General features: G+C 55.5%; 23 protein-coding genes and 1 tRNA gene. 22 read left to right on the top strand and 2 right to left on the bottom strand.

The window, feature by feature from the left end:
- Positions 1-103 precede the first annotated feature (103 nt).
- A tRNA-Gln gene (locus tag IM317_RS00570) sits at positions 104-178 on the top strand.
- A gap of 110 nt (positions 179-288) precedes the next feature.
- Here IM317_RS00570 and ubiF read toward each other — a convergent pair.
- Positions 289-1,464: a 3-demethoxyubiquinol 3-hydroxylase gene (gene ubiF / locus IM317_RS00575; RefSeq protein ID WP_033144936.1), complete on the bottom strand. Its 1,176-nt coding sequence runs from the start codon at positions 1,462-1,464 to the stop codon at positions 289-291.
- Between the two features lie 135 nt (positions 1,465-1,599).
- Between ubiF and miaB the strand changes: the two genes are divergently transcribed.
- From miaB to rihA, 10 genes are all read left to right on the top strand, one after another.
- Entirely contained in the window at positions 1,600-3,024 is a 1,425-nt protein-coding gene (gene miaB, locus IM317_RS00580) for a tRNA (N6-isopentenyl adenosine(37)-C2)-methylthiotransferase MiaB (RefSeq protein ID WP_033144935.1), read from the top strand.
- Positions 3,025-3,187: 163 nt separating this feature from the next.
- A complete protein-coding gene (locus IM317_RS00585) occupies positions 3,188-4,234 on the top strand; it encodes a PhoH family protein (RefSeq protein WP_008501053.1) in 1,047 nt (348 codons plus the stop codon).
- On the top strand, positions 4,231-4,698 hold the full coding sequence (gene ybeY / locus IM317_RS00590; protein WP_033144934.1) for an rRNA maturation RNase YbeY: 468 nt from the start codon (positions 4,231-4,233) through the stop codon (positions 4,696-4,698). Before IM317_RS00585 ends, ybeY begins: the two co-directional genes overlap by 4 nt.
- 89 nt (positions 4,699-4,787) lie before the next feature.
- Complete coding sequence (corC, locus tag IM317_RS00595; RefSeq protein ID WP_193362458.1) at positions 4,788-5,666, top strand: CNNM family magnesium/cobalt transport protein CorC; 879 nt, start codon at positions 4,788-4,790, stop codon at positions 5,664-5,666.
- 5 nt (positions 5,667-5,671) lie between these two features.
- A complete protein-coding gene (gene lnt, locus IM317_RS00600; RefSeq protein WP_033144933.1) occupies positions 5,672-7,210 on the top strand; it encodes an apolipoprotein N-acyltransferase in 1,539 nt (512 codons plus the stop codon).
- A 352-nt stretch (positions 7,211-7,562) separates the two neighbouring features.
- Positions 7,563-8,468: an amino acid ABC transporter substrate-binding protein gene (locus tag IM317_RS00605; protein ID WP_033144932.1), complete on the top strand. Its 906-nt coding sequence runs from the start codon at positions 7,563-7,565 to the stop codon at positions 8,466-8,468.
- A gap of 155 nt (positions 8,469-8,623) precedes the next feature.
- A complete protein-coding gene (locus IM317_RS00610) occupies positions 8,624-9,364 on the top strand; it encodes an amino acid ABC transporter permease (RefSeq protein ID WP_023310756.1) in 741 nt (246 codons plus the stop codon).
- A complete protein-coding gene (gene gltK / locus IM317_RS00615; RefSeq protein ID WP_014883002.1) occupies positions 9,364-10,038 on the top strand; it encodes a glutamate/aspartate ABC transporter permease GltK in 675 nt (224 codons plus the stop codon). Before IM317_RS00610 ends, gltK begins: the two co-directional genes overlap by 1 nt.
- On the top strand, positions 10,038-10,763 hold the full coding sequence (locus IM317_RS00620) for an amino acid ABC transporter ATP-binding protein (protein ID WP_014883001.1): 726 nt from the start codon (positions 10,038-10,040) through the stop codon (positions 10,761-10,763). The genes gltK and IM317_RS00620 overlap by 1 nt, the downstream gene beginning before the upstream one ends.
- A gap of 120 nt (positions 10,764-10,883) precedes the next feature.
- The gene (rihA, locus tag IM317_RS00625) at positions 10,884-11,825 is read left to right on the top strand and encodes a pyrimidine-specific ribonucleoside hydrolase RihA (RefSeq protein WP_033144931.1); all 942 of its coding nucleotides are present in this window, start codon (positions 10,884-10,886) and stop codon (positions 11,823-11,825) included.
- Positions 11,826-11,974: 149 nt separating this feature from the next.
- Here the strand turns inward: rihA and IM317_RS00630 are convergent, their stop codons facing one another.
- The gene (locus tag IM317_RS00630) at positions 11,975-12,457 is read right to left on the bottom strand and encodes a zinc ribbon-containing protein (RefSeq protein WP_032661386.1); all 483 of its coding nucleotides are present in this window, start codon (positions 12,455-12,457) and stop codon (positions 11,975-11,977) included.
- A gap of 214 nt (positions 12,458-12,671) precedes the next feature.
- Between IM317_RS00630 and leuS the strand changes: the two genes are divergently transcribed.
- The 11 genes from leuS (at position 12,672) to ybeD (ending at position 24,480) form a co-directional block, all read left to right on the top strand.
- Positions 12,672-15,254 carry a leucine--tRNA ligase gene (gene leuS, locus IM317_RS00635; RefSeq protein ID WP_033144930.1) on the top strand — a complete coding sequence of 861 codons (2,583 nt, stop codon included), beginning with the start codon at positions 12,672-12,674 and terminating at the stop codon, positions 15,252-15,254.
- A 14-nt stretch (positions 15,255-15,268) separates the two neighbouring features.
- The gene (gene lptE / locus IM317_RS00640) at positions 15,269-15,838 is read left to right on the top strand and encodes an LPS assembly lipoprotein LptE (RefSeq protein WP_033144929.1); all 570 of its coding nucleotides are present in this window, start codon (positions 15,269-15,271) and stop codon (positions 15,836-15,838) included.
- Entirely contained in the window at positions 15,838-16,869 is a 1,032-nt protein-coding gene (holA, locus tag IM317_RS00645; protein ID WP_033146506.1) for a DNA polymerase III subunit delta, read from the top strand. Before lptE ends, holA begins: the two co-directional genes overlap by 1 nt.
- Positions 16,862-17,527, top strand: a complete 666-nt coding sequence (gene nadD / locus IM317_RS00650) for a nicotinate-nucleotide adenylyltransferase (RefSeq protein WP_033144928.1) — start codon at positions 16,862-16,864, stop codon at positions 17,525-17,527. Before holA ends, nadD begins: the two co-directional genes overlap by 8 nt.
- 269 nt (positions 17,528-17,796) lie before the next feature.
- A complete protein-coding gene (gene rsfS, locus IM317_RS00655) occupies positions 17,797-18,114 on the top strand; it encodes a ribosome silencing factor (RefSeq protein WP_023334893.1) in 318 nt (105 codons plus the stop codon).
- Between the two features lie 3 nt (positions 18,115-18,117).
- A complete protein-coding gene (gene rlmH / locus IM317_RS00660; RefSeq protein ID WP_023310748.1) occupies positions 18,118-18,585 on the top strand; it encodes a 23S rRNA (pseudouridine(1915)-N(3))-methyltransferase RlmH in 468 nt (155 codons plus the stop codon).
- Positions 18,586-18,613: 28 nt separating this feature from the next.
- Positions 18,614-20,515: a peptidoglycan DD-transpeptidase MrdA gene (gene mrdA / locus IM317_RS00665; RefSeq protein ID WP_033144927.1), complete on the top strand. Its 1,902-nt coding sequence runs from the start codon at positions 18,614-18,616 to the stop codon at positions 20,513-20,515.
- Between the two features lie 2 nt (positions 20,516-20,517).
- Positions 20,518-21,630 (top strand): peptidoglycan glycosyltransferase MrdB, encoded by a 1,113-nt coding sequence (mrdB, locus tag IM317_RS00670; RefSeq protein ID WP_023310746.1) that lies wholly within the window; start codon positions 20,518-20,520, stop codon positions 21,628-21,630.
- A gap of 16 nt (positions 21,631-21,646) precedes the next feature.
- Positions 21,647-22,759: an endolytic peptidoglycan transglycosylase RlpA gene (gene rlpA / locus IM317_RS00675; RefSeq protein ID WP_033144926.1), complete on the top strand. Its 1,113-nt coding sequence runs from the start codon at positions 21,647-21,649 to the stop codon at positions 22,757-22,759.
- Positions 22,760-22,898: 139 nt separating this feature from the next.
- A complete protein-coding gene (gene dacA, locus IM317_RS00680; protein WP_032638844.1) occupies positions 22,899-24,110 on the top strand; it encodes a D-alanyl-D-alanine carboxypeptidase DacA in 1,212 nt (403 codons plus the stop codon).
- 106 nt (positions 24,111-24,216) lie between these two features.
- Positions 24,217-24,480: a DUF493 family protein YbeD gene (gene ybeD, locus IM317_RS00685; RefSeq protein WP_006177135.1), complete on the top strand. Its 264-nt coding sequence runs from the start codon at positions 24,217-24,219 to the stop codon at positions 24,478-24,480.

Raw genomic sequence — 24,480 nt, forward strand, 5'->3', positions numbered from 1 at the left:
CGCCAAGCGGTAAGGCACCGGATTCTGATTCCGGCATTCCGAGGTTCGAATCCTCGTACCCCAGCCAATTTAAAAAGTCGTTAAGCAGTTTGTTTAACGCAATTGGGGTGTCGCCAAGCGGTAAGGCTCTGGTTTCTGATACCAGCATTCCGGGGTTCGAATCCCTGCACCCCAGCCACTTAAGTAACAAAAAAGCCCGCTCTGCGGGCTTTTTTGTTTTTGTTGTTCAGGATGGTGCGGCCTGATGCCCTCACCCTGCCCCTCTCCCACTGGGAGAGGGGAAAAAGATTAGAGTCCCAGCGCGTATTTCAGCGCCTGACGCTTCAGACCACCGGCACGTTCCGCTGCCATCAATCCAATATTACGCAGAATGCGCACCGGGGCTAAGTCATTGCTGAACCCGGCATAAAACAGATCCATCCCCGACTGCATAATAAAGTTATCCGCCATGCGTCGCGTCTGGTAACGCTTCAGGATCTGATGGCTGGCCCAGTTTTCCGCGTGCCCGCAGGCGCTGCTCAGCACATCCAGTAACGCATCGACATCACGGTACCCCAGATTCACGCCCTGCCCGGCCAGCGGATGAATGGTGTGCGCTGCATCGCCCACCAGCGCCAGCCCTTCACGGGCATACTGCAAAGCATGGCGCCGAGTGAGGGGAAACGCCCCGGCAGCCACCGGCGTAACGTTGCCCAGACGGCTTGGAAAATGCAGGCGAATTTCCCGCTGCAATTGTTCCATTGAAAGCCCCTGCAGCTGGCGAATGCGTGCCGGTTTGTCGTACCAGACCAGCGATGCCCAGTTATCAAACAGCGGTAAAAACGCATGCGGGCCATTCGGCGTAAAGTGCTGCCACGTGCTTTCTCCCGGCGCATTCTCGCACTCGACGGTAATCAGCATGCAGGATTGCTCATACTGCCAGGCATGAACGCCAATTCCCGCCATCTGTCTGACCTGCGAGTTAGCGCCGTCCGCTCCGACGACGAGCTTAACGGCCAGTTCATCGCCGCTGTTGAGCGTCAGCGAATACCCGCTCTCCTGGGGATGCAGAGCCTTAATCGACGCCGGAACGCGCAGCGTCACCTTCGGGTGCGCCTCCAGCGCCTGCCAGAGCGCCTGCTGAAGCACGTTGTTTTCCACCATATAGCCCAGGCGCGGCAGCTTCAGCTCAGCGGCATCAAACGCGACGTGGGCGTTTTCCCACTCCCAGGTTTCAAGACGGCTGTAAGGATGGGCGCGCATCGCCAGCACCGCCTCCCAGACGCCCAGCCCGCGCAGCAGATCGACGGACGCCGCGCTGATCGCGGATATGCGCACATCCGGTTTGCCGGCGGGATCGAAGGCCGGCGGAGCAGCCTGTTCAATTACCGTTACCTCAAATCCCTGCTGCGCCAGCCCCAGCGCCAGCGCGCCGCCGACCATACCGCCGCCGACAACGGCAACTTCGGTGTGTAGGAGTGTCATGGTCAATTTTCCTTATTGGAGAATCCCTTAAGTTTACCGGATTTTTGCGGTCCTGAGACACATAACCTTCATACTGGTCACAACCCCACCAAAGCATTACAATACGCGGCTTGCAATCCTGAGCTGAGCAAGTCGATGACTAAAAAACTCCATATAAAAACCTGGGGCTGTCAGATGAACGAATACGATTCATCCAAGATGGCCGATCTGCTGGATTCAACCCACGGATACCAGCTGACTGAAAATGCGAAAGAAGCGGACGTGCTGCTGCTGAACACCTGTTCGATTCGTGAAAAAGCGCAGGAAAAAGTCTTTCACGTGTTAGGCCGCTGGAAGCTTCTCAAACGAAAAAATCCGGATCTGATCATCGGGGTGGGTGGCTGCGTCGCGTCGCAGGAAGGTAAGCTGATCCGCCAGAGAGCCCCGTATGTGGATATCGTCTTTGGCCCTCAGACCCTGCACCGCCTGCCGGAGATGATCAATCAGGTTCGCGGCAACCGTAGCCCGGTCGTTGACGTCAGCTTCCCGGAAATCGAAAAGTTTGACCGTCTGCCGGAGCCGCGCGCCGATGGCCCGACCGCCTTCGTCTCCATCATGGAAGGCTGCAACAAATATTGCACTTACTGCGTGGTGCCTTACACCCGTGGTGAAGAAGTCAGCCGTCCGGCAGACGATATTCTGTTTGAAATTGCGCAGCTTGCCGCACAGGGCGTTCGCGAAGTGAACCTGCTGGGCCAGAACGTGAACGCCTGGCGCGGGGAAAACTACGACGGCACCACCGGCAGCTTTGCCGAACTGCTGCGTCTGGTGGCCGCGATTGACGGTATCGACCGCATTCGCTTTACCACCAGCCATCCGATGGAGTTTACCGACGACATCATTGACGTGTATCGCGATACGCCAGAGCTGGTGAGCTTCCTGCACCTGCCGATTCAGTGTGGATCTGACCGCGTGTTGAACCTGATGGGCCGCCCGCATACGGTGCTGGAGTACAAGTCCACCATTCGCAAGCTGCGTGAAGCGCGTCCGGATATCCAGATCAGCTCCGACTTTATCGTCGGCTTCCCTGGCGAAACCGCTGATGACTTCGAGCGCACCATGAAGCTCATCGGTGAAGTGAATTTTGACGTCAGCTACAGCTTCATCTTCTCTGCGCGTCCTGGAACACCTGCGGCCGATATGGTTGACGATGTGCCGGAAGAAGAGAAAAAGCAGCGTCTGTATATTCTGCAGGAGCGTATTAACCAGCAGGCCAACGCGTGGAGCCGCCGTATGCTCGGCACCGTTCAGCGCATTCTGGTGGAAGGCACCTCCCGCAAGAGCATTATGGAACTCTCCGGTCGTACCGAAAACAACCGCGTGGTGAACTTTGAAGGCACCCCGGATATGATCGGTAAATTCGTGGACGTCGAGATTGTCGAAGTGCTGACCAACTCGCTGCGCGCGAAGCTGGTACGCACCGAGGACGAAATGGGCCTGCGTATTGCCGAGTCACCGGAATCCGTGATCTCTCGTACCCGTAAAGAAAACGATTCTGGCGTGGGGATTTACCAGCCTTAATCCTCCTGGCCTGCCTTTCCGGCAGGCCTTGTATTTCCTCTCATCGTCCCCAATATCTTCCGCAACGCTTGCGCCTTTATTCTGTGGCGTGAATAATTTCGGTAATGACCGTTTTATTACGTCCTATCGCAATGGGTCAGTTAACCAATTAAAGAGGAACAGTTTGAATATAGATACGCGTGAAATTAGCCTTGAGCCAGCAGACAACGCTCGCCTGCTGAGCCTGTGCGGGCCGTTTGATGACAACATCAAACAACTGGAGCGACGTCTGGGTATCGAAATCAATCGTCGCGATAATCATTTCAAACTTACCGGACGCCCTATCTGCGTCAACGCCGCTGCGGACATTCTGCGTAGCCTGTATGTGGATACATCACCCATGCGCGGCGAAATTCAGGATATCGAACCGGAACAAATTCACCTCGCCATTAAAGAGGCGCGCGTGCTTGAGCAGAGCGCGGAAAGCGTGCCGGACTACGGCAAGGCCATTAACATCAAGACCAAACGTGGCGTTATTAAGCCGCGTACGCCAAACCAGGCGCAGTACATCGCCAATATCCTCGACCACGACATCACCTTCGGGGTGGGGCCGGCGGGGACGGGTAAAACCTATCTGGCCGTTGCCGCTGCGGTAGATGCGCTGGAACGCCAGGAGATCCGTCGTATTCTGCTGACCCGTCCGGCCGTTGAAGCGGGCGAAAAGCTGGGCTTCCTGCCGGGCGATCTGAGCCAGAAGGTCGACCCGTATCTGCGCCCGTTATACGATGCGCTGTTCGAGATGCTCGGCTTTGAGAAGGTTGAGAAGCTCATTGAGCGTAACGTTATCGAAGTTGCCCCGCTCGCCTACATGCGCGGTCGTACGCTGAACGATGCGTTCATCATTCTCGATGAGAGCCAGAACACCACCATCGAACAGATGAAGATGTTCCTGACGCGTATCGGCTTTAACTCGAAAGCGGTCATTACCGGTGACGTCACCCAGATCGACCTGCCGCGCAGCACCAAATCCGGCCTGCGCCACGCCATTGAGGTGCTGGCCGAGGTCGACGAAATCAGCTTTAACTTCTTCCACAGTGAAGACGTGGTACGCCACCCGGTGGTCGCGCGTATCGTTAACGCCTATGAAGCCTGGGAAGAGGCGGATCAGAAGCGTAAGGCCGAACTGGCCGCAGAACGTAAGCGCGAAGCGCAGGAGCAAGAACAGAAATGAGTCAGGTGATCCTCGATTTACAGCTGGCCTGTGAAGACAATTCCGGCATGCCAGATGAGGCACAGTTTCAGAAATGGCTGGATGCCGTTATTCCTCAGTTTCAGGAAGAATCAGAAGTGACGATTCGCCTGGTTGATGAAGCAGAAAGCCATGAGCTTAACCTGACCTATCGCGGGAAAGATAAGCCGACCAACGTGCTCTCATTCCCGTTCGAAGCGCCGCCGGGCATTGAGATGCCGCTGCTGGGCGATCTGATCATCTGCCGTCAGGTGGTTGAACAGGAAGCGAAAGAGCAGCAAAAGCCGCCTGAGGCCCACTGGGCGCATATGGTGGTACACGGCAGCCTGCATCTGCTGGGCTACGATCACATTGAAGATGACGAAGCGGAAGAGATGGAGTCCCTCGAGACAGAGATAATGCTTGCTCTGGGCTATGAGGATCCGTACATTGCCGAGAAAGAATAGTCCGTCACCTGACGGACTCACATGCCGCCACGAAAGGATATCGCGTGGCGGTAAACGTTGAACTAACAAGAGAACCCTTAACAAACGCCATGAGCGACGACAATTCACACAGTAGCGACACGACAACCAGTAAAAAGGGATTTTTCTCCCTCATTCTGAACCAGCTTTTCCACGGCGAACCCAAAAACCGTGATGAACTGCTGGAGCTGATTCGTGATTCCGGGCAGAACGACCTTATCGACGAAGATACGCGCGAAATGCTCGAAGGGGTTATGGACATCGCCGACCAGCGCGTTCGCGATATCATGATCCCCCGCTCGCAGATGATCACCCTGAAACGTAACCAGACCCTGGACGCGTGCCTCGATGTGATCATCGAATCCGCCCACTCGCGTTTCCCGGTCATCAGCGAAGACAAAGATCACATCGAAGGGATTTTGATGGCCAAAGATCTGCTGCCGTTTATGCGCAGCGATGCCGAAGCTTTCAGCATGGAAAAAGTGTTACGCCAGGCCGTGGTTGTGCCGGAAAGTAAACGTGTGGATCGGATGCTGAAAGAGTTTCGCTCTCAGCGTTACCACATGGCGATTGTTATTGATGAGTTTGGTGGCGTTTCCGGTCTGGTCACGATCGAGGATATTCTTGAGCTGATCGTGGGCGAAATCGAAGACGAGTACGACGAAGAAGAAGATATCGACTTCCGGCAGCTTAGCCGCCACACCTGGACCGTACGCGCGCTGGCCTCGATTGAGGACTTTAACGACGCCTTCGGTACCCACTTCAGCGATGAAGAGGTCGATACCATTGGCGGGCTGGTGATGCAGGCCTTTGGCCACCTCCCGGCGCGCGGTGAGACCGTTGACATTGACGGTTACCAGTTCAAAGTGGCAATGGCCGACAGCCGACGTATTATACAGGTTCACGTCAGAACGCCGGACGACTCACCGGTGCCAAAACTGGAAGATTAATGTAAATGGCATTTGCCCCACTGCTTGAACGCCAGCGCATCCGTTTGCTGCTGGCGCTGTTACTCGGAGCCAGCGGTACGCTGGCTTTTTCTCCTTACGATATCTGGCCCGCCGCCATTCTCTCCCTGATGGGGCTTCAGGGCCTGACCCTGAATCGTCGTCCGGTACAGGCTGCGGCTATCGGTTACTTCTGGGGACTGGGGCTGTTTGGCTCAGGCATCAACTGGGTCTATGTCAGCATCGCCCAGTTTGGCGGTATGCCTGGCCCGGTTAACGTCTTCCTGGTGGTATTGCTCGGCGCGTATCTCTCGCTCTATACCGGTCTGTTCGCCGGCATCCTTTCTCGCCTGTGGCCAAAAACCACCTGGCTGCGCGTCGCCATTGCCGCGCCGGTGGTCTGGCAGATAACCGAGTTCCTGCGCGGCTGGGTGCTGACGGGCTTCCCGTGGCTGCAGTTCGGCTACAGCCAGATTGACGGCCCGCTGAAAGGACTGGCGCCGGTAATGGGCGTTGAGGCCATCAACTTCCTGCTGATGGTGGTGAGCGGCCTGCTGGTCCTGGCGCTGGTCCAGCGCTGCTGGAAGCCGCTGGCTGTGGCGCTGGTGCTGTTTGCCCTGCCCTTCCCGCTGCGTTATATCCAGTGGTTCACGCCCGAGCCAGAGCGCACCCTGCAGGTGTCCATGGTGCAGGGGAATATTCCGCAGTCTATGAAGTGGGATGAGAAAGAGCTGCTGAATACGCTGAAGATCTACGCCAACGCCACCGAAGAGGTGATGGGTAAATCCCAGCTGATTATCTGGCCGGAATCTGCGATCCCCGATCTGGAAATTAACCAGCAGCCGTTCCTCAACATGATGAACGACCTGCTGCTGGCGCACGGCAGCACGCTGATCACCGGGATTGTCGATGCGCGTCTGAATCAGCAGAACCGCTACGACACCTACAACAGCATCATTACGCTGGGGAAAGATAGCGAGTACAGCTACCACTCCACTGACCGGTACAACAAGAACCACCTGGTGCCGTTTGGTGAATTTGTCCCGCTGGAGTCGATTCTGCGCCCGCTGGCCCCGTTCTTTGACCTGCCGATGTCCTCTTTCAGCCGCGGCCCGTACGTACAGCCTCAGCTGCACGCGCACGGCCTGGCCCTGACGGCGGCCATCTGCTACGAAATCATTCTCGGCGAGCAGGTACGCGATAACTTCCGCCCGGATACTGACTATCTGCTGACCATCTCCAACGACGCCTGGTTTGGTAAGTCAATCGGCCCGTGGCAGCACTTCCAGATGGCACGTATGCGCTCTCTGGAGCTGGCGCGTCCGCTGCTGCGCAGCACCAACAACGGCATCACGGCTGTGATTGGTCCGCAGGGTGAAATTCAGGCGATGATCCCGCAGTTTACCCGTGAGGTACTGACCACTAAAGTCACGCCAACCACCGGGCTGACGCCATACGCGCGCACCGGCAACTGGCCGCTGTGGATACTGACCGTGCTGTTCGGCTTTGGCGCGGTGCTGATGAGCCTGCGTCAGCGTCGGAAATAACCTTCCCTCCTGTTGCCGGGTGGCGTAGCCGCCACCCGACAATTTTCTCCAGACTCCCATTCTGGCACGCCTATTGCTTTGTTTATTCAGGTAAACGCAGTTTGGCTTAACGTGCAACTTTGTCGCACCAGCGTAGATCATCGGTAGCACCGAAACGGTGCAACGGGAGATATTTGCCTCTGCTTGGTGCGGCGCGCTTCGCAAAAATAAACAATAACGCAGCAAAATCTTTACATTAAGCCAGACTAAATGTTAACAAGCTTGCATAACACTGCACTCGCACTGCGCGAGATATAACAACATCACAATGGGTATCAATGCGTCGCTGGCGCTGATAAAAAAGGAGTTGGGTATGCAATTACGTAAACTGGCCACAGCAATGCTGGTTATGGGAATGTCTGCAGGCGTGGTTCACGCTGAAGATGCGCCTGCAGCAGGCAGCACTCTCGACAAGATTGCCAAAAACGGCGTCATCGTGGTCGGCCACCGTGAATCTTCTGTCCCGTTCTCTTACTACGACAACACGCAAAAAGTCGTGGGCTATTCACAGGATTACTCCAACGCCATCGTTGAAGCTGTGAAGAAAAAGCTGAACAAACCTGACCTGCAGGTGAAGCTGATCCCAATCACTTCACAGAACCGTATTCCACTGCTGCAAAACGGCACCTTTGACTTCGAGTGTGGCTCCACCACCAACAACCTCGAGCGTCAGAAACAGGCTGCCTTCTCTGACACCATCTTTGTCGTGGGCACTCGTCTGCTGACGAAGAAAGGCGGCGAGATCCAAGACTTCGCTGACCTGAAAGGCAAAGCGGTTGTTGTGACCTCCGGTACCACGTCAGAAGTGCTGCTGCACAAGCTGAACGACGAGAAGAAAATGGATATGCGCATCATCAGCGCGAAAGACCATGGCGACTCCTTCCGTACCCTGGAAAGCGGTCGTGCCGTCGCGTTTATGATGGATGACGCCCTGCTGGCGGGCGAACGTGCGAAAGCGAAGAAACCAGACAACTGGGATATCGTCGGTACCGCGCAGTCCAAAGAAGCCTACGGCTGTATGCTGCGTAAAGACGATCCGCAGTTCAAAAAGCTGATCGATGACACCATCGCTCAGGTGCAGACCTCCGGCGAAGCGGAAAAATGGTTCGACAAATGGTTCAAGAACCCGATTCCACCAAAAAACCTGAACATGAATTTTGAACTGTCTGACGACATGAAAGCGCTGTTCAAATCTCCAAATGACAAGGCTCTTAACTAATTAGAACAACAGGGGCGGGATCTCCTGCCCTCTCGATTGTCGGGAAGCATGGACAGACTATACGTTGAGTGGTCGTTCCCCACTCAGCGCGAAAAATGAGCTTCTCACCAATCTTCGAGGGTAGCGCTGCTACCCTTTTTTTTCTGGAGTTTATTATGTCAATAGACTGGAACTGGGGCATATTCCTGCAACAAGCCCCGTTCGGCAACACCACCTATCTTGGCTGGCTGTGGAGCGGCTTTCAGGTCACCGTGGCACTATCGATAACGGCGTGGATTATCGCGTTTCTTGTCGGTTCTCTGTTCGGTATTCTGCGCACCGTCCCTAACCGTTTTCTTTCAACGCTTGGCACCCTGTATGTGGAACTGTTCCGTAACGTTCCGCTGATCGTGCAATTCTTTACCTGGTATCTGGTTATCCCGGAACTGCTGCCGGAAAATATTGGCATGTGGTTCAAGTCGGAACTGGATCCGAACGTGCAGTTCTTTGTCTCCTCCATGATGTGTCTGGGGCTGTTTACCGCTGCGCGCGTTTGCGAGCAGGTGCGTGCCGCCATTCAGTCATTGCCGCGCGGACAAAAAAACGCGGGCCTGGCGATGGGCCTGACGCTGCCCCAAACCTACCGCTACGTGCTGCTGCCTAACGCCTACCGGGTTATCGTTCCACCGATGACCTCCGAGATGATGAACCTGGTGAAAAACTCGGCCATCGCCTCGACTATCGGCCTGGTCGACATGGCCGCGCAGGCGGGCAAGCTGCTGGATTATTCCGCTCACGCGTGGGAATCCTTCACCGCGATCACGCTCGCGTATGTTCTGATTAACGCTTTCATCATGCTGGTGATGAACCTGGTTGAACGCAAAATCCGCCTGCCGGGTAATCTGGGGGGCAAATAATGTACGAATTTGACTGGAGTTCTATCGTTCCATCCATGCCTTACCTGCTTGATGGCCTGGTGATTACCTTAAAAATCACCGTTATTGCCATCATCATTGGTATCGTCTGGGGCACCCTGCTGGCCGTCATGCGCCTGTCGAGCTTTAAGCCGCTCGCCTGGTTTGCGACCGCCTACGTTAACGTGTTCCGCTCCATCCCGCTGGTGATGGTGCTGCTGTGGTTTTACCTGATTGTGCCCGGCTTCCTGCAGAACGTGCTGGGGCTGTCGCCGAAAACCGATATCCGTCTGATCTCCGCCATGGTGGCGTTCTCAATGTTCGAGGCCGCTTACTACTCGGAGATTATCCGAGCGGGCATTCAGAGTATCTCCCGCGGGCAATCCAGCGCCGCGCTGGCGCTGGGAATGACGCACTGGCAGTCCATGCAGCTCATTATTCTGCCGCAGGCGTTTCGCGCCATGGTTCCGCTCCTGCTGACCCAGGGCATCGTGCTGTTCCAGGATACCTCGCTGGTCTACGTTCTGAGTCTGGCAGACTTCTTCCGTACCGCGTCAACCATCGGTGAACGTGATGGTACGCAGGTCGAGATGGTGCTCTTTGCGGGTGCGGTCTATTTTGTGATTAGTTTAAGCGCGTCGCTGTTGGTCAGCTGGCTGAAGAAAAGGACGGTATAATGATTTCCCTGAAAAATGTTTCTAAATGGTATGGGCACTTTCAGGTGCTGACCGACTGCTCCACCGAAGTCAAAAAAGGCGACGTGGTGGTGGTATGCGGGCCGTCCGGCTCCGGTAAATCGACGCTGATTAAAACCGTCAACGGACTGGAGCCGGTGCAGCAGGGTGAGATCGTTGTCAACGGCACCAAAGTCAACGATAAGAAAACTAATCTCGCCCAGCTTCGCTCTCACGTTGGCATGGTGTTCCAGCACTTTGAGCTGTTCCCTCACCTCTCCATTATTGAGAACCTGACGCTGGCGCAGGTAAAAGTGCTGAAGCGTGATAAAAAAGCGTCGCGCGAGAAAGGTCTGAAGCTCCTGGAACGCGTTGGGCTTTCGGCGCATGCCGATAAGTTCCCGGCACAGCTTTCTGGCGGCCAACAGCAGCGTGTGGCGATCGCCCGCGCGCTGTGCATGGATCCGGTGGCAATGCTGTTTGATGAGCCAACGTCGGCGCTCGATCCAGAGATGATCAATGAAGTGCTGGACGTAATGGTCGAGCTGGCGCACGAAGGGATGACCATGATGGTGGTGACCCACGAAATGGGCTTTGCCCGTAAAGTGGCCAACCGCGTAATCTTTATGGACGAAGGGAAAATTGTCGAAGACTCACCGAAAGAAGAGTTCTTCGCTAACCCGAAATCCGAACGTGCGAAGGATTTCCTCGCGAAAATCCTGCATTAATCTTCCCGGTGCGCAATCTGCGGATTGCGCACTGCTTCACGCTTTCACTCACTTCCGCTCGTCGGCGTCACATTGCAGCGTTAACCTTGTCACAAAATAACGCTACGTATGGAGAACGCTATGGCACAGCCTATTATTCTCGATTGCGATCCGGGTCATGACGACGCGATCGCGCTCGTCCTCGCTCTTGCCTCCCCTGAACTCGAGGTAAAAGCCGTCACCTCGTCCGCCGGAAACCAGACGCCGGACAAAACCCTGCGCAACGTGCTGCGCATGCTCACGCTGCTTAAACGCACCGACATTCCTGTCGCCGGCGGGGCCGTGAAGCCACTGATGCGCGAGCTGATTATTGCCGACAACGTTCATGGTGAAAGCGGGCTGGACGGTCCGGCACTGCCGGAGCCGGGTTTCACGCCGCAAAACTGTACCGCCGTGGAGCTGATGGCGAAGGTTCTACGTGAGAGTGCAGAACCGGTAACGCTGGTGGCAACCGGACCGCAAACCAACGTTGCGCTGCTGCTGAACAGCCATCCTGAGCTGCATAATAAAATTGCCCGAATTGTGATTATGGGCGGGGCCATGGGGCTGGGGAACTGGACGCCTGCGGCGGAGTTCAACATCTTTGTCGACCCGGAAGCCGCGGAAATCGTCTTCCAGTCCGGCTTACCGATTGTAATGGCGGGACTGGACGTTACCCACCGCGCGCAGATTATGGCGGACGATATTGAGCGATTCCGCTCCGTGGGTAATACGGTCGCGACAACCGTGGCCGAGCTGCTCGACTTCTTTATGGAGTATCACAAAGTAGAGAAATGGGGCTTCCACGGCGCGCCGCTGCACGACCCGTGCACCATTGCCTGGCTACTGAAGCCGGAGATGTTCACCACGGTGGACAGATGGGTTGGTGTTGAGACGCAGGGAAAATACACCCAGGGAATGACGGTGGTGGATTACTACTCGCTGACGGGGAATAAACCGAATACCACGGTGATGGTGGACATCGACCGCGAGGCGTTTGTGGATTTGCTGGCGGAGAGACTTGCTTACTATAGTGCGGCCTGATGCCCTCACCCCAACCCTCTCCCACGGGGAGAGGGGGCAAACACTAAAAACGGCAACGTGGTTGCCGTTTTGCTTTTACCATGTGCAGCCTGATGCCCTCACCCCACCCCTCTCCCACTGGGAGAGGGAGCAGAGAGTTTTGCTTTTATTTATGGCTCAAACGGCCGACGCTGGAACTGATCGTGGCCGCATTTCGGACACAGCGGCAGGACATCCGGCGTATATACCGCAATATGATGGTGGCAATTCTCACACACCAGATTTCCCAAGCCGACCACCTCACCACTGTGATACACGCCGTGATGGTTCAAATCCTGAAAGACCTCGCGCCACTCCAGCTGCGTTTTATCCGTGATGTCGGCCAGCTCTTGCCACAGGCTCTCTTTAATCACCCGCATAAAAACGCTGTCCGTGACCTCCTCCTGGCTCTCCTGGTAGCTGCGCGCGAACTCTTCCAGATCGCGACGCACGGCGCGCGTCACCTCTTCCACTTCGGTTCGCGTTAACTCACCCGTTTGCGTCACGCGGGCACGCGCTTGCTCCACCAGCGCGTCGATATCTCGCTCGCCGTTACGCAGCCGTTCCGTCAGTGTCGCCACCAGTTCGCGGTAAAATTGAGCAACCTTGTTCATCATTTTGCCTCCCGGGTAAGTAACTATTTCTAATAATAGACCTTATTTCATCGCCGCTTTGTCAGGTGAAGCACAGACCCGGTAAATTCCTGCAAAGCGCATTTGTGCGAAAGGCTGTTTTGACGCGGGCGTTTGGGCTATGCTATGCGGATCTGAATTACCACATACATTGGCTACATTTGTAGCTGTATTGAAAACAGGACCACTGGCTGCCATGCAAGAGCAATACCGCCCGGAAGAGATAGAATCAAAAGTCCAGCAACACTGGGACGAGAAGCGCACCTTTGAAGTAACCGAAGACGAGAGCAAAGAGAAGTATTACTGCCTGTCGATGCTTCCCTATCCTTCTGGTCGACTACACATGGGCCATGTGCGTAACTACACCATCGGCGATGTGATTGCACGCTACCAGCGCATGCTGGGTAAAAACGTTCTGCAGCCTATCGGCTGGGATGCGTTCGGTCTGCCTGCGGAAGGCGCGGCGGTCAAAAACAACACCGCACCGGCGCCGTGGACGTACGACAATATCGCGTACATGAAAAACCAGCTCAAGATGCTGGGCTTTGGCTATGACTGGAGCCGCGAGCTGGCAACCTGTACCCCGGAATACTATCGCTGGGAGCAGAAGTTCTTCACCGAGCTGTATAAAAAAGGCCTGGTTTATAAGAAGACCTCTGCCGTTAACTGGTGTCCGAACGACCAGACCGTTCTCGCGAACGAACAGGTTATCGACGGCTGCTGCTGGCGCTGTGACACCAAAGTTGAGCGTAAAGAGATCCCACAGTGGTTTATCAAAATCACCGCTTACGCTGATGAGCTGCTGAACGATCTGGATAACCTCGACCACTGGCCAGATACCGTTAAGACCATGCAGCGCAACTGGATCGGCCGTTCTGAAGGCGTGGAGATTACCTTCAACGTTGAGAACTACGACCAGACCCTGACTGTCTACACCACCCGTCCGGACACCTTCATGGGCGCGACCTACCTGGCCGTGGCCGCAGGTCACCCGCTGGCGCAGAAAGCGGCAGAGAATAACCCGGAGCTGGCCACCTTCATTGACGAGTGCCGCAACACCAAAGTGGCCGAAGCCGACATGGCGACGATGGAGAAAAAAGGCGTCGCGACAGGCTTCTATGCGAAGCATCCGCTGACTGGCGAAGCGATTCCTGTCTGGGCAGCGAACTTCGTGCTGATGGAGTACGGTACAGGCGCGGTAATGGCCGTTCCGGGCCACGATCAGCGCGACTACGAGTTTGCCACCAAATACAGCCTGCCGATTAAAGCCGTTATTCTGGCCGCCGATGGTTCTGAACCCGACCTGTCCGAACAAGCGCTGACCGAAAAAGGCACCCTGTTCAACTCCGGTGAATTCAGCGGCCTGAGCTTCGAAGAGGGCTTCAACGCCATCGCCGATAAGCTGGCCTCTCTGGGCGTAGGCGAGCGTAAAGTTAACTTCCGTCTGCGCGACTGGGGCGTGTCCCGTCAGCGTTACTGGGGCGCGCCAATCCCAATGGTAACGCTGGAAGATGGCACCGTGATGCCAACGCCGGAAGATCAGCTCCCGGTGATCCTGCCGGAAGACGTGGTCATGGACGGTATCACCAGCCCGATCAAAGCCGATCCTGAGTGGGCAAAAACCACCGTCAACGGTCAGCCTGCGCTGCGTGAAACCGACACCTTTGACACCTTTATGGAGTCATCCTGGTACTATGCGCGCTACACCTGCCCGCAGTATCAGGACGGTATGCTCGATTCCGATGCGGCAAACTACTGGCTGCCGGTTGATATCTATATCGGCGGCATCGAACACGCCATCATGCACCTGCTCTACTTCCGCTTCTTCCACAAACTGATGCGCGATGCAGGCATGGTGAACTCTGACGAACCAGCAAAACAGCTGCTGTGTCAGGGCATGGTACTGGCAGATGCGTTCTATTACGTCGGTGCTAACGGCGAGCGTAACTGGGTTTCTCCGGTTGATGCGATCGTCGAGCGCGACGAGAAAGGCCGTATCGTTAAGGCGAAAGACGCCGAAGGTCATGAACTGGTCTATACCGGCATGAGCAAGATGTCTAAGTCGAAAAACAACGGCATCGATCCGCAGGTAATGGTTGAGCGTTACGGTGCGGACACCGTGCGTCTGTTCATGATGTTTGCCTCTCCGGCCGACATGACCCTGGAATGGCAGGAGTCCGGCGTGGAAGGGGCGAACCGCTTCCTGAAACGCGTCTGGAAACTGGTTTACGAACACACTGCACTGGGCGATGCCCCGGCGCTGAACGCCGCCGCACTGACTGAAGATCAGCAGGCGCTGCGTCGCGATGTTCATAAAACGATTGCGAAAGTGACCGATGATATTGGTCGTCGTCAGACCTTCAATACCGCAATTGCGGCTATTATGGAACTGATGAACAAGCTGGCGAAAGCCCCGCAGGACGGTGAGCAGGATCGTGCCTTAATGCGTGAAGCGCTGCTGGCCGTCGTTCGCATGCTGAACCCGTTCACTCCGCACGTCAGCTTTACCCTGTGGCAGGAGCTGAAAGGCGAAGGCGATATTGACAACGCGCCGTGGCCGCAGGCTGACGAAGCCGCGATGGTGGAAAACACGACGCTGGTTGTGGTCCAGGTAAACGGCAAAGTCCGCGGTAAAATTACCGTGGCGGTCGATGCAACCGAAGAACAGGTTCGCGAGCGCGCGGGCCAGGAACCTCTGGTCGCAAAATATCTTGAGGGCGTTACCGTACGTAAAGTGATCTACGTACCGGGTAAACTGCTCAATCTGGTCGTTGGCTAAGCGCGGGAGGAAACGTGCGACAACTGGCAACAATACTCTTATCACTGGCGGTGCTTGTCACCGCTGGCTGTGGCTGGCACCTGCGCAATACCACGGCGGTGCCTGCTGAGATGAAAACGATGATTTTCGACTCATCGGATCCGAATGGTCCACTCAGCCGGGCAGTTCGTAATCAGCTGCGTCTGAACGGCGTTGAGCTTGTTGAGAAACAAACGCTGCGCCAGGATGTACCGTCTCTGCGTATCATCGGAGGAGGTCTGTCGAGAGATACGGCCTCCATCTTCCAGGACGGTCGTACAGCTGAATATCAGATGGTGCTGACGGTCAACGCAGCGGTCCTGATCCCGGGTAAAGACATCTATCCGATCAGCACGAAAGTGTTCCGTTCGTTCTTCGATAACCCGCAGACGGCGTTGGCAAAAGATGCCGAACAGCAGATTATCATCAACGAAATGTACGACAAGGCGGCGGAACAGCTGATCCGTAAACTGCCAGGTATTGCAGCGTCTACCCGACAAGGCTCTGACATTATTGAAAAACCGGTTGCTGGCACGCTTCCTGCTGCTAACTCTCTGGGCAAATGATGATCAGGCTGTATCCTGAACAACTCCGCGCGCAGCTCAAAGAAGGGCTGCGCGCGGCGTATCTGCTTCTTGGAAACGATCCGTTATTGCTTCAGGAAAGTCTGGATGCCGTGCGGCATGAAGCCGCCTCTCAGGGCTTCGATGAACACCACACCGTCCAGCTGGATAACAACACCGACTGGAATGCCCTCTTCTCACTCTGTCAGGCGATGAGCCTTTTTGCGTCGCGCCAGACTATTCAGATCCTGCTGCCGGAGAACGGCCCTAACGCGGCCATCAATGAACAGCTGACCACGCTGGTCAGCCTGCTTCACAGCGATCTGCTGCTGATTGTGCGCGGCAACAAGCTCACCAAAGCGCAGGAAAATGCGGCGTGGTTCACCCAACTCGCAGCCCGCGCGGTACAGGTTACCTGTCAGACGCCTGAACAGGCGCATCTGCCAAAATGGGTGGCAGCGAGAGCGAAGCAGAACAACCTTCAGCTGGATGATGCGGCGAACCAACTGCTCTGCTACTGCTATGAAGGTAACCTGCTGGCCCTGGCGCAGGCGCTGGACAGACTCTCCCTGCTCTGGCCAGATGGCAAGCTGACCTTGCCGCGCGTCGAGCAGGCCGTTAACGACGCGGCACACTTCACGCCGTTCCACTGGGTGGACGCGCTGCTGTCGGCGAAAAGCAAACGCGCCCTGCATATTCTGCAACAGCTGCGTCTCGAAGGGAGCGAACCGGTTATTCTGCTGCGTACGCTGCAGCGCGAATTATTGCTGCTGATTACGCTCAAGCGTCAGTCGGCCCATACGCCGCTGCGTTCGCTGTTTGATAAACACCGCGTGTGGCAAAATCGCCGGGCTTTGATCACCGAAGCCGTCAACCGCCTGAGTCATGAACAGCTTCGTCAGGCTGTGCAGCTTCTGATGCGCGCTGAGCTCACGTTAAAACAAGATTATGGCCAGTCGGTCTGGGCGGAGCTGGAAAGCCTTTCTCTGCTGCTCTGCCACAAGGCGCTGGCAGACGTTTTTATTGATGGATAGCATGCATTCTTTACAGGCCTTATATGGCGGCACCTTCGACCCGGTACATTACGGGCATCTGAAGCCGGTTGAAATTCTGGCGAATCTGATCGGCCTTCAGCGCGTCACCATCATGCCCAACAATGTCCCGCCCCATCGTCCACAGCCCGAGGCGACCAGCGAGCAGCGAAAAGAGATGCTTGCCCTTGCCATCGCAGATAAACCGCTATTCCGACTTGACGAGCGTGAGCTGCGTCGCGACACGCCCTCCTGGACGTCTCAGACGCTTCAGGAGTGGCGCGCCGAACAAGGGCCAGACCAGCCGCTTGCCTTTATCATCGGCCAGGATTCTCTGCTGAATTTCCCTACGTGGCATCAGTATGAAACCATCCTGGAGAACAGCCACCTGCTCGTCTGCCGCCGTCCCGGCTATCCGCTGACCATGCGCGAAGAGCAGTACCAGCAGTGGCTGGAAGACCACCTCACGGATAATGTTGAAGATCTTCACAACCAGCCTGCCGGGAAGATCTATCTGGCGGAAACGCCGTGGTTTGATATCTCTGCAACCCTCATTCGCGAGCGTTTACAGCAGGGTTTAGCGTGTGACGATCTGCTGCCATCTCCGGTGCTGGCCTATATCCATGCGCACGGTTTGTATCAGAAAAGCGCAGATGAATAGCCGGAGAGCATAAAAAGCGGCATATTGTTTATCCCGCCTTGACAGGGTAAGCCATACTGTTATTCTCCGCTGCCAGACTTTCCCGCCGATCATTGCTTTACAGAAATTGTTTTACAAAAATGGCAATGCAATCTCAGGCGGAGGGTGGGATGATACCCGCCTTCAAAAGCCCGGCCGGAGACATTTGTCCCGACGCAGGCGTGAGTTCAGGTATACTGTCTGGCTTCGAATTCAAAGTTTTACAATCTCATTCACCCCAGGGGGAAAACTTGCAGGGTAAAGCACTCCAGGATTTTGTTATTGACAAAATTGATGACCTGAAAGGTCAGGACATCATCGCTATCGACGTTAAGGGTAAATCCAGTATTACCGACTGCATGATCATCTGCACCGGTACATCGACGCGTCATGTTGTTTCAATTGCCGATCACGTGGTTCAGGAATCGCGTGCAGCAGGGCTGTTGCCGCTGGGTGTTGAAGGTGAAGCGACGGCTGACTGGGTGGTAGTCGACCTCGGCGATGTGATTGTCCACGTCATGCAGGACGAGAGCCGTCGCCTGTATGAGCTGGAAAAACTCTGGGGTTAATGCGTGAAGTTGCAGCTGGTCGCCGTCGGCACCAAAATGCCGGACTGGGTACAAACCGGTTTTACTGAATATTTGCGTCGTTTTCCAAAAGACATGCCGTTCGAGCTGGTGGAAATTCCCGCCGGTAAGCGCGGCAAGAACGCTGATATCAAACGTATTCTCGATAAAGAGGGCGAACTGATGCTGGCTGCCGCTGGCAAAAACCGCATCGTCACCCTTGATATTCCAGGTAAACCCTGGGATACGCCGCAGCTGGCGCAAGAACTGGAGCGCTGGAAGCAGGATGGCCGTGACGTCAGTCTGTTGATTGGCGGACCAGAAGGGTTATCCCCTGCCTGCAAAGCAGCGGCTGAACAAAGTTGGTCCCTCTCCGCGCTGACGCTTCCCCACCCGCTCGTTCGGGTACTGGTGGCAGAAAGCCTGTATCGCGCGTGGAGCATTACTACCAACCACCCCTATCACCGCGAGTAATGACTGACCAGGGTAGATTAAGCAGCGGATGAAACTACAGAATTCTTTTCGCGACTATACGGCTGAGTCCGCGCTGTTTGTGCGCCGGGCGCTGGTCGCCTTTACCGGGATTTTGCTGCTTACCGGCGTGCTGATCGCCAACCTCTATAATCTGCAAATTGTCCGCTTTACCGACTACCAGACGCGTTCAAACGAAAACCGCATTAAGCTGGTGCCTATCGCACCCAGCCGCGGCATTATTTACGATCGTAACGGCACCCCGCTGGCGTTGAACCGCACCATCTATCAAATCGAGATGATGCCGGAAAAAGTCGATAATGTTCAGGATACGCTGGAAGCGCTGAAAAGCGTTGTCGACCTTAACGATGACGATATCGCGGCGTTTAAAAAAGAGCGCGCCCGCTCTCACCGCTTCACCTCGATTCCGGTTAAAACCAATTTGACGGAAGTCCAGGTGGCCCGCTTTGCGGTGAATCAGTACCGTTTCCCCGGCGTGGAAGTGAAGGGATATAAGCGTCGCTACTATCCCTACGGCTCCGCGCTGACGCATGTGATTGGCTACGTTTCCAAGATTAATGACAAAGACGTCGACCGCCTTGATAAAGATGGCAAGCTGGCCAACTACGCTGCTACGCACGATATCGGTAAGCTGGGGATCGAACGTTACTACGAAGACGTTCTGCACGGGCAAACCGGCTATGAAGAGGTTGAGGTTAACAACCGTGGACGCGTGATCCGTCAGCTAAAAGAAGTGCCGCCTCAGGCGGGGCATGACGTCTATCTGACGCTCGACCTCAAACTTCAGCAGTATATCGAAACCCTGCTGGCGGGTAGCCGTGCAGCCGTTGTGGTCACCGATCCTCGTACCGGCGGTATCCTGGCAATGGTCTCCATGCCTAGCTATGACCCGAACCTCTTTGTTGATGGGATTTCGAGTAAAGACTATTCCGGTCTGCTGAATGACCCGAACACGCCGCTGGTCAACCGCGCGACGCAAGGGGTTTACCCGCCGGCATCCACGGTTAAACCGTACGTGGCGGTCTCTGCGCTGAGTGCCGGCGTCATCAACCGTAATACCAGCCTGTTTGACCCGGGCTGGTGGCAGCTGCCGGGTTCAGATAAGCGCTATCGTGACTGGAAAAAATGGGGCCACGGTCATCTCAACGTCACCAAATCGCTGGAAGAATCTGCGGATACCTTCTTCTATCAGGTGGCGTATGACATGGGTATCGACCGCCTGTCAGAGTGGATGAGCAAATTCGGCTACGGGCATTACACCGGCGTGGACCTTTCAGAAGAACGTTCTGGCAACATGCCAACGCGTGAATGGAAGCTGAAGCGCTTTAAAAAACCGTGGTATCAGGGTGACACCATTCCGGTAGGTATCGGTCAGGGCTACTGGACGGCAACGCCGCTTCAGATGAACAAGGCCATGATGATCCTCATCAATGACGGCGTGGTAAAAGTGCCGCATCTGCTACAGAGTACGGTTGAAGACGGCAAAAAAGTGCCGTGGAATCAGCCGCACGAGGCCCCGGTGGGTGACATCCATTCCGGCTTCTGGGAAATTGCGAAAGACGGTATGTACGGCGTGGCAAACCGCCCGAACGGTACCGCGCATAAGTACTTCACCGGTACGCCGTACAAAGTGGCCGCGAAATCCGGTACTGCGCAGGTGTTTGGTCTGAAAGCCAACGAAACCTATAACGCGCACCGCATTGCTGAACGTCTGCGTGACCATAAGCTGATGACGGCGTTTGCCCCTTATGATAACCCGCAGGTCGCGGTGGCGATGATTCTGGAGAACGGCGGTGCCGGGCCAGCAGTAGGGACCATCATGCGCCAGATCCTTGACCACATTATGCTGGGTGATAACAACACCGAACTGCCGGCTGAAAACCCGGCCGCCGCTGCGGCGGAGGACCAATAATCATGACGGATAATCCAAATAAAAAATCGCTGTGGGATAAAATCCACATCGACCCAGCCATGCTGCTGATCCTGCTGGCTCTGCTGGTATACAGCGCCCTGGTTATCTGGAGCGCCAGCGGCCAGGACATCGGCATGATGGAGCGCAAAATCGGCCAGATCGCCATGGGTCTGATCATCATGGTGGTGATGGCGCAAATCCCGCCGCGCGTCTACGAAGGCTGGGCGCCCTACCTCTACATCTTCTGTATTATTTTGCTGGTTGCGGTAGATGCGTTTGGCGCCATTTCAAAAGGGGCGCAGCGCTGGCTGGATCTGGGCGTTGTCCGCTTCCAGCCCTCGGAAATTGCCAAAATCGCCGTTCCATTGATGGTGGCACGCTTTATCAACCGCGACGTCTGTCCGCCGTCGCTGAAAAACACCGCCATCGCGCTGGTGCTGATTTTCCTGCCGACGCTGCTGGTTGCGGCGCAGCCTGACCTTGGCACCTCAATTCTTATCGCCCTTTCCGGCCTGTTTGTCCTTTTCCTGTCGGGACTGAGCTGGCGCCTGATTGGCATCGCGGTGGTGCTGATTGCAGCGTTCATTCCTATCCTCTGGTTCTTCCTGATGCATGATTACCAGCGCCAGCGCGTCATGATGCTGCTCGATCCGGAAACCGATCCGCTGGGCGCGGGCTATCATATTATTCAGTCCAAGATTGCGATTGGCTCCGGCGGCCTGCGCGGTAAAGGCTGGCTGCACGGCACGCAGTCGCAGCTGGAATTTTTACCGGAACGCCACACCGACTTTATCTTTGCCGTACTGGCGGAAGAGCTGGGGCTGGTTGGTATCTTAATATTGCTGGCGCTGTACGTACTGCTGATCATGCGGGGATTGTGGATTGCAGCACGCGCACAAACCACTTTTGGTCGCGTCATGGCCGGCGGGTTGATGCTGATTTTATTCGTTTATGTCTTCGTAAATATTGGTATGGTGAGTGGTATTCTGCCGGTGGTAGGCGTACCGCTGCCGCTGGTGAGTTACGGAGGCTCGGCACTGATCGTGTTGATGGCCGGGTTTGGTATCGTGATGTCGATCCATACCCACAGAAAAATGTTGTCAAAAAGCGTATAAAAATAAGGGGATCGGAATGCGTAAGCAGTGGCTGGGGATCTGCATCGCGGCAAGTTTACTTGCGGCCTGCACAAGTGATGATGGTCAGCAACAGGCAACCGTCGCGCCGCCGCAGCCTGCGGTGTGTAATGGCCCGATCGTTGAAATTAGCGGTGCCGATCCCGTTTATGAACCGCTGAATGCCAGTGCCAATCAGGATTACCAGCGCGACGGCAAAAGCTATAAAATTGTTCAGGATCCTTCCCGTTTCAGTCAGGCGGGCTTTGCCGCCATTTATGATGCCGAGCCAGGCAGTAACCTGACGGCTTCCGGGGAAGTGTTCGACCCAATGCAGCTGACGGCAGCACACCCGACGCTGCCGATCCCGAGCTACGCCCGTATCACCAACCTGGCGAATGGCCGTATGATCGTCGTGCGGATCAACGACCGTGGTCCTTACGGAAATGACCGGGTGATTTCCCTGTCGCGCGCGTCTGCCGATCGCCTGAACACCTCGAACAACACCAAAGTCCGTATTGACCCGATTATCGTCGCACAGGATGGTTCGCTCTCCGGGCCGGGTACCGCGTGTACGACGGTGGCAAAACAGACCTATGCCCTTCCTGATCGCCCAAATCTTGACGGCGGAATGGGAAGCGTCTCGTCTCCGGCAGAGCCTGCTCAGCCGGGGGGAGAAATACGCCCGATCAGCAATGACACGCTGCAAAGCGAGGATTCTACCGGCGCGCCGGTAAAGAGTAGTGGCTTTCTTGGCGCACCGACGACCTTAGCCTCGGGCGTGCTGGAAGGCAGTGAGCCGACTCCAGCCCCTGCTCCCGTTGCGGCACCAGTAACCCAGCCGGCTCCCGTAACGGCGCCTGCAGCCACGCAAAGTGCGGTGGTAGCGGCTCCAGCAGCGGCAAGCGGCAGCTATGTGGTTCAGGTAGGCGCAGTGAGCGATCAGGCCCGGGCCAGGCAGTATCAACAGCGTCTGAGCCAGCAGTTTGGCGTACCGGGACGCGTTGAGCAGAACGGCGCGGTCTGGCGCATTCAGATGGGACCGTTTGCCAGCAAATCGCAGGCCGCGTCCCTGCAGCAGCGTCTGCAGAATGAAGCTCAACTTCAGTCATTTATCGCTGTTGCGAAATAATTAACCGGCGGTATCCGAATTGTCAGTTAGTGTAAAACACATTCACAAACTCATGCTTAAAGTCGGATGCCTGCCTGAATAGCATTTGCTATAGTAAGGCACTTTTTTTAATTCCATCACGGATGTCGTAGTTCTGACCATGAAGACCACTTTTTCTGCTCGTTTTGTGCAGCGCATGGCGCTGACCACGGCCCTTTGCGCTGCTGCGCTCTCTGCAGCTCACGCCGATGACCTGAATATCAAGACCATGATCCCTGGCGTTCCGCAAATCGACGCGGAATCCTACATCCTGATCGATTACAACTCTGGCAAAGTGCTGGCAGAACAGAATGCCGATGCCCGCCGTGACCCGGCCAGTCTGACCAAAATGATGACCAGCTACGTTATCGGCCAGGCGATGAAAGCAGGTAAATTCAAAGAATCGGATCTGGTCACCATCGGTAACGATGCGTGGGCAACCGGGAACCCTGTTTTCAAAGGTTCCTCTCTGATGTTCCTGAAGCCGGGTATGCAGGTTCCTGTTTCCCAGCTGATTCGCGGTATCAACCTGCAGTCTGGTAACGATGCCTGCGTGGCGATGGCCGACTTCGCCGCCGGTAGCCAGGATGCCTTCGTGGGCCTGATGAACAGCTACGTTAACGCACTGGGTCTGAAAAACAGCCATTTCCAGACCGTACACGGCCTGGATGCAGACGGTCAGTACAGCTCTGCACGTGACATGGCCCTGATTGGCCAGGCGCTGATCCGCGATGTACCGAATGAATACTCTATCTATAAAGAGAAAGAGTTCACCTTCAACGGTATTCGTCAGACCAACCGTAACGGCCTGCTGTGGGATAACAGCCTGAACGTTGACGGCATCAAAACAGGCCACACCGACAAAGCGGGCTACAACCTGGTGGCCTCTGCCACTGAAGGTCAGATGCGTCTGATCTCTGCCGTGATGGGCGGCCGTACCTTTAAAGGTCGTGAAACAGAAAGCAAGAAACTGCTGACCTGGGGCTTCCGCTTCTTCGAAACCGTGAACCCACTGAAAGCAGGCAAAGAGTTTGCGTCTGAACCCGTCTGGTTCGGCGACAATGACCGTGCTTCACTCGGCGTTGATAAAGATCTCTATCTGACCATTCCACGCGGTCGCATGAAGGATCTGAAAGCCAGCTACGTGCTGAACAGCACCGAGCTGCATGCCCCGCTGCAGAAAAACCAGGTTGTGGGTACGATCAACTTCCAGCTGGATGGAAAAACGATCGATCAGCGTCCGCTGGTTGTTCTGCAAGAAATTCCTGAAGGCAATTTCTTCGGCAAAATCATTGATTACATTAAATTGATGTTCCACCACTGGTTTGGTTAAAAATTGAACACTTGAAAGTGTGATTTTGATCCCCATATACTAAGTATCCTGATAACTCCCACCTGACGTGGGAGTTATTATTTTTTGACGTTACGCCGGAGCTGACATGAAAACCAAACTTAACGAACTGCTTGAATTCCCAACCTCATTTACCTACAAAGTAATGGGTCTGGCGAAACCTGAGCTGGTTGATCAGGTGGTTGAAGTGGTACAGCGCCATGCGCCGGGTGACTACTCTCCGTCAGTAAAACCAAGCAGCAAGGGCAACTACCACTCGGTTTCTATTACCATCACTGCGACACATATTGAGCAGGTGGAAACGCTGTACGAAGAGCTCGGCAATATCGAAATTGTTCGTATGGTGCTGTAG

The organism is Enterobacter cloacae complex sp. S3 (genome assembly GCF_014930495.1).
GTDB lineage: Bacteria > Pseudomonadota > Gammaproteobacteria > Enterobacterales > Enterobacteriaceae > Enterobacter > Enterobacter asburiae_B.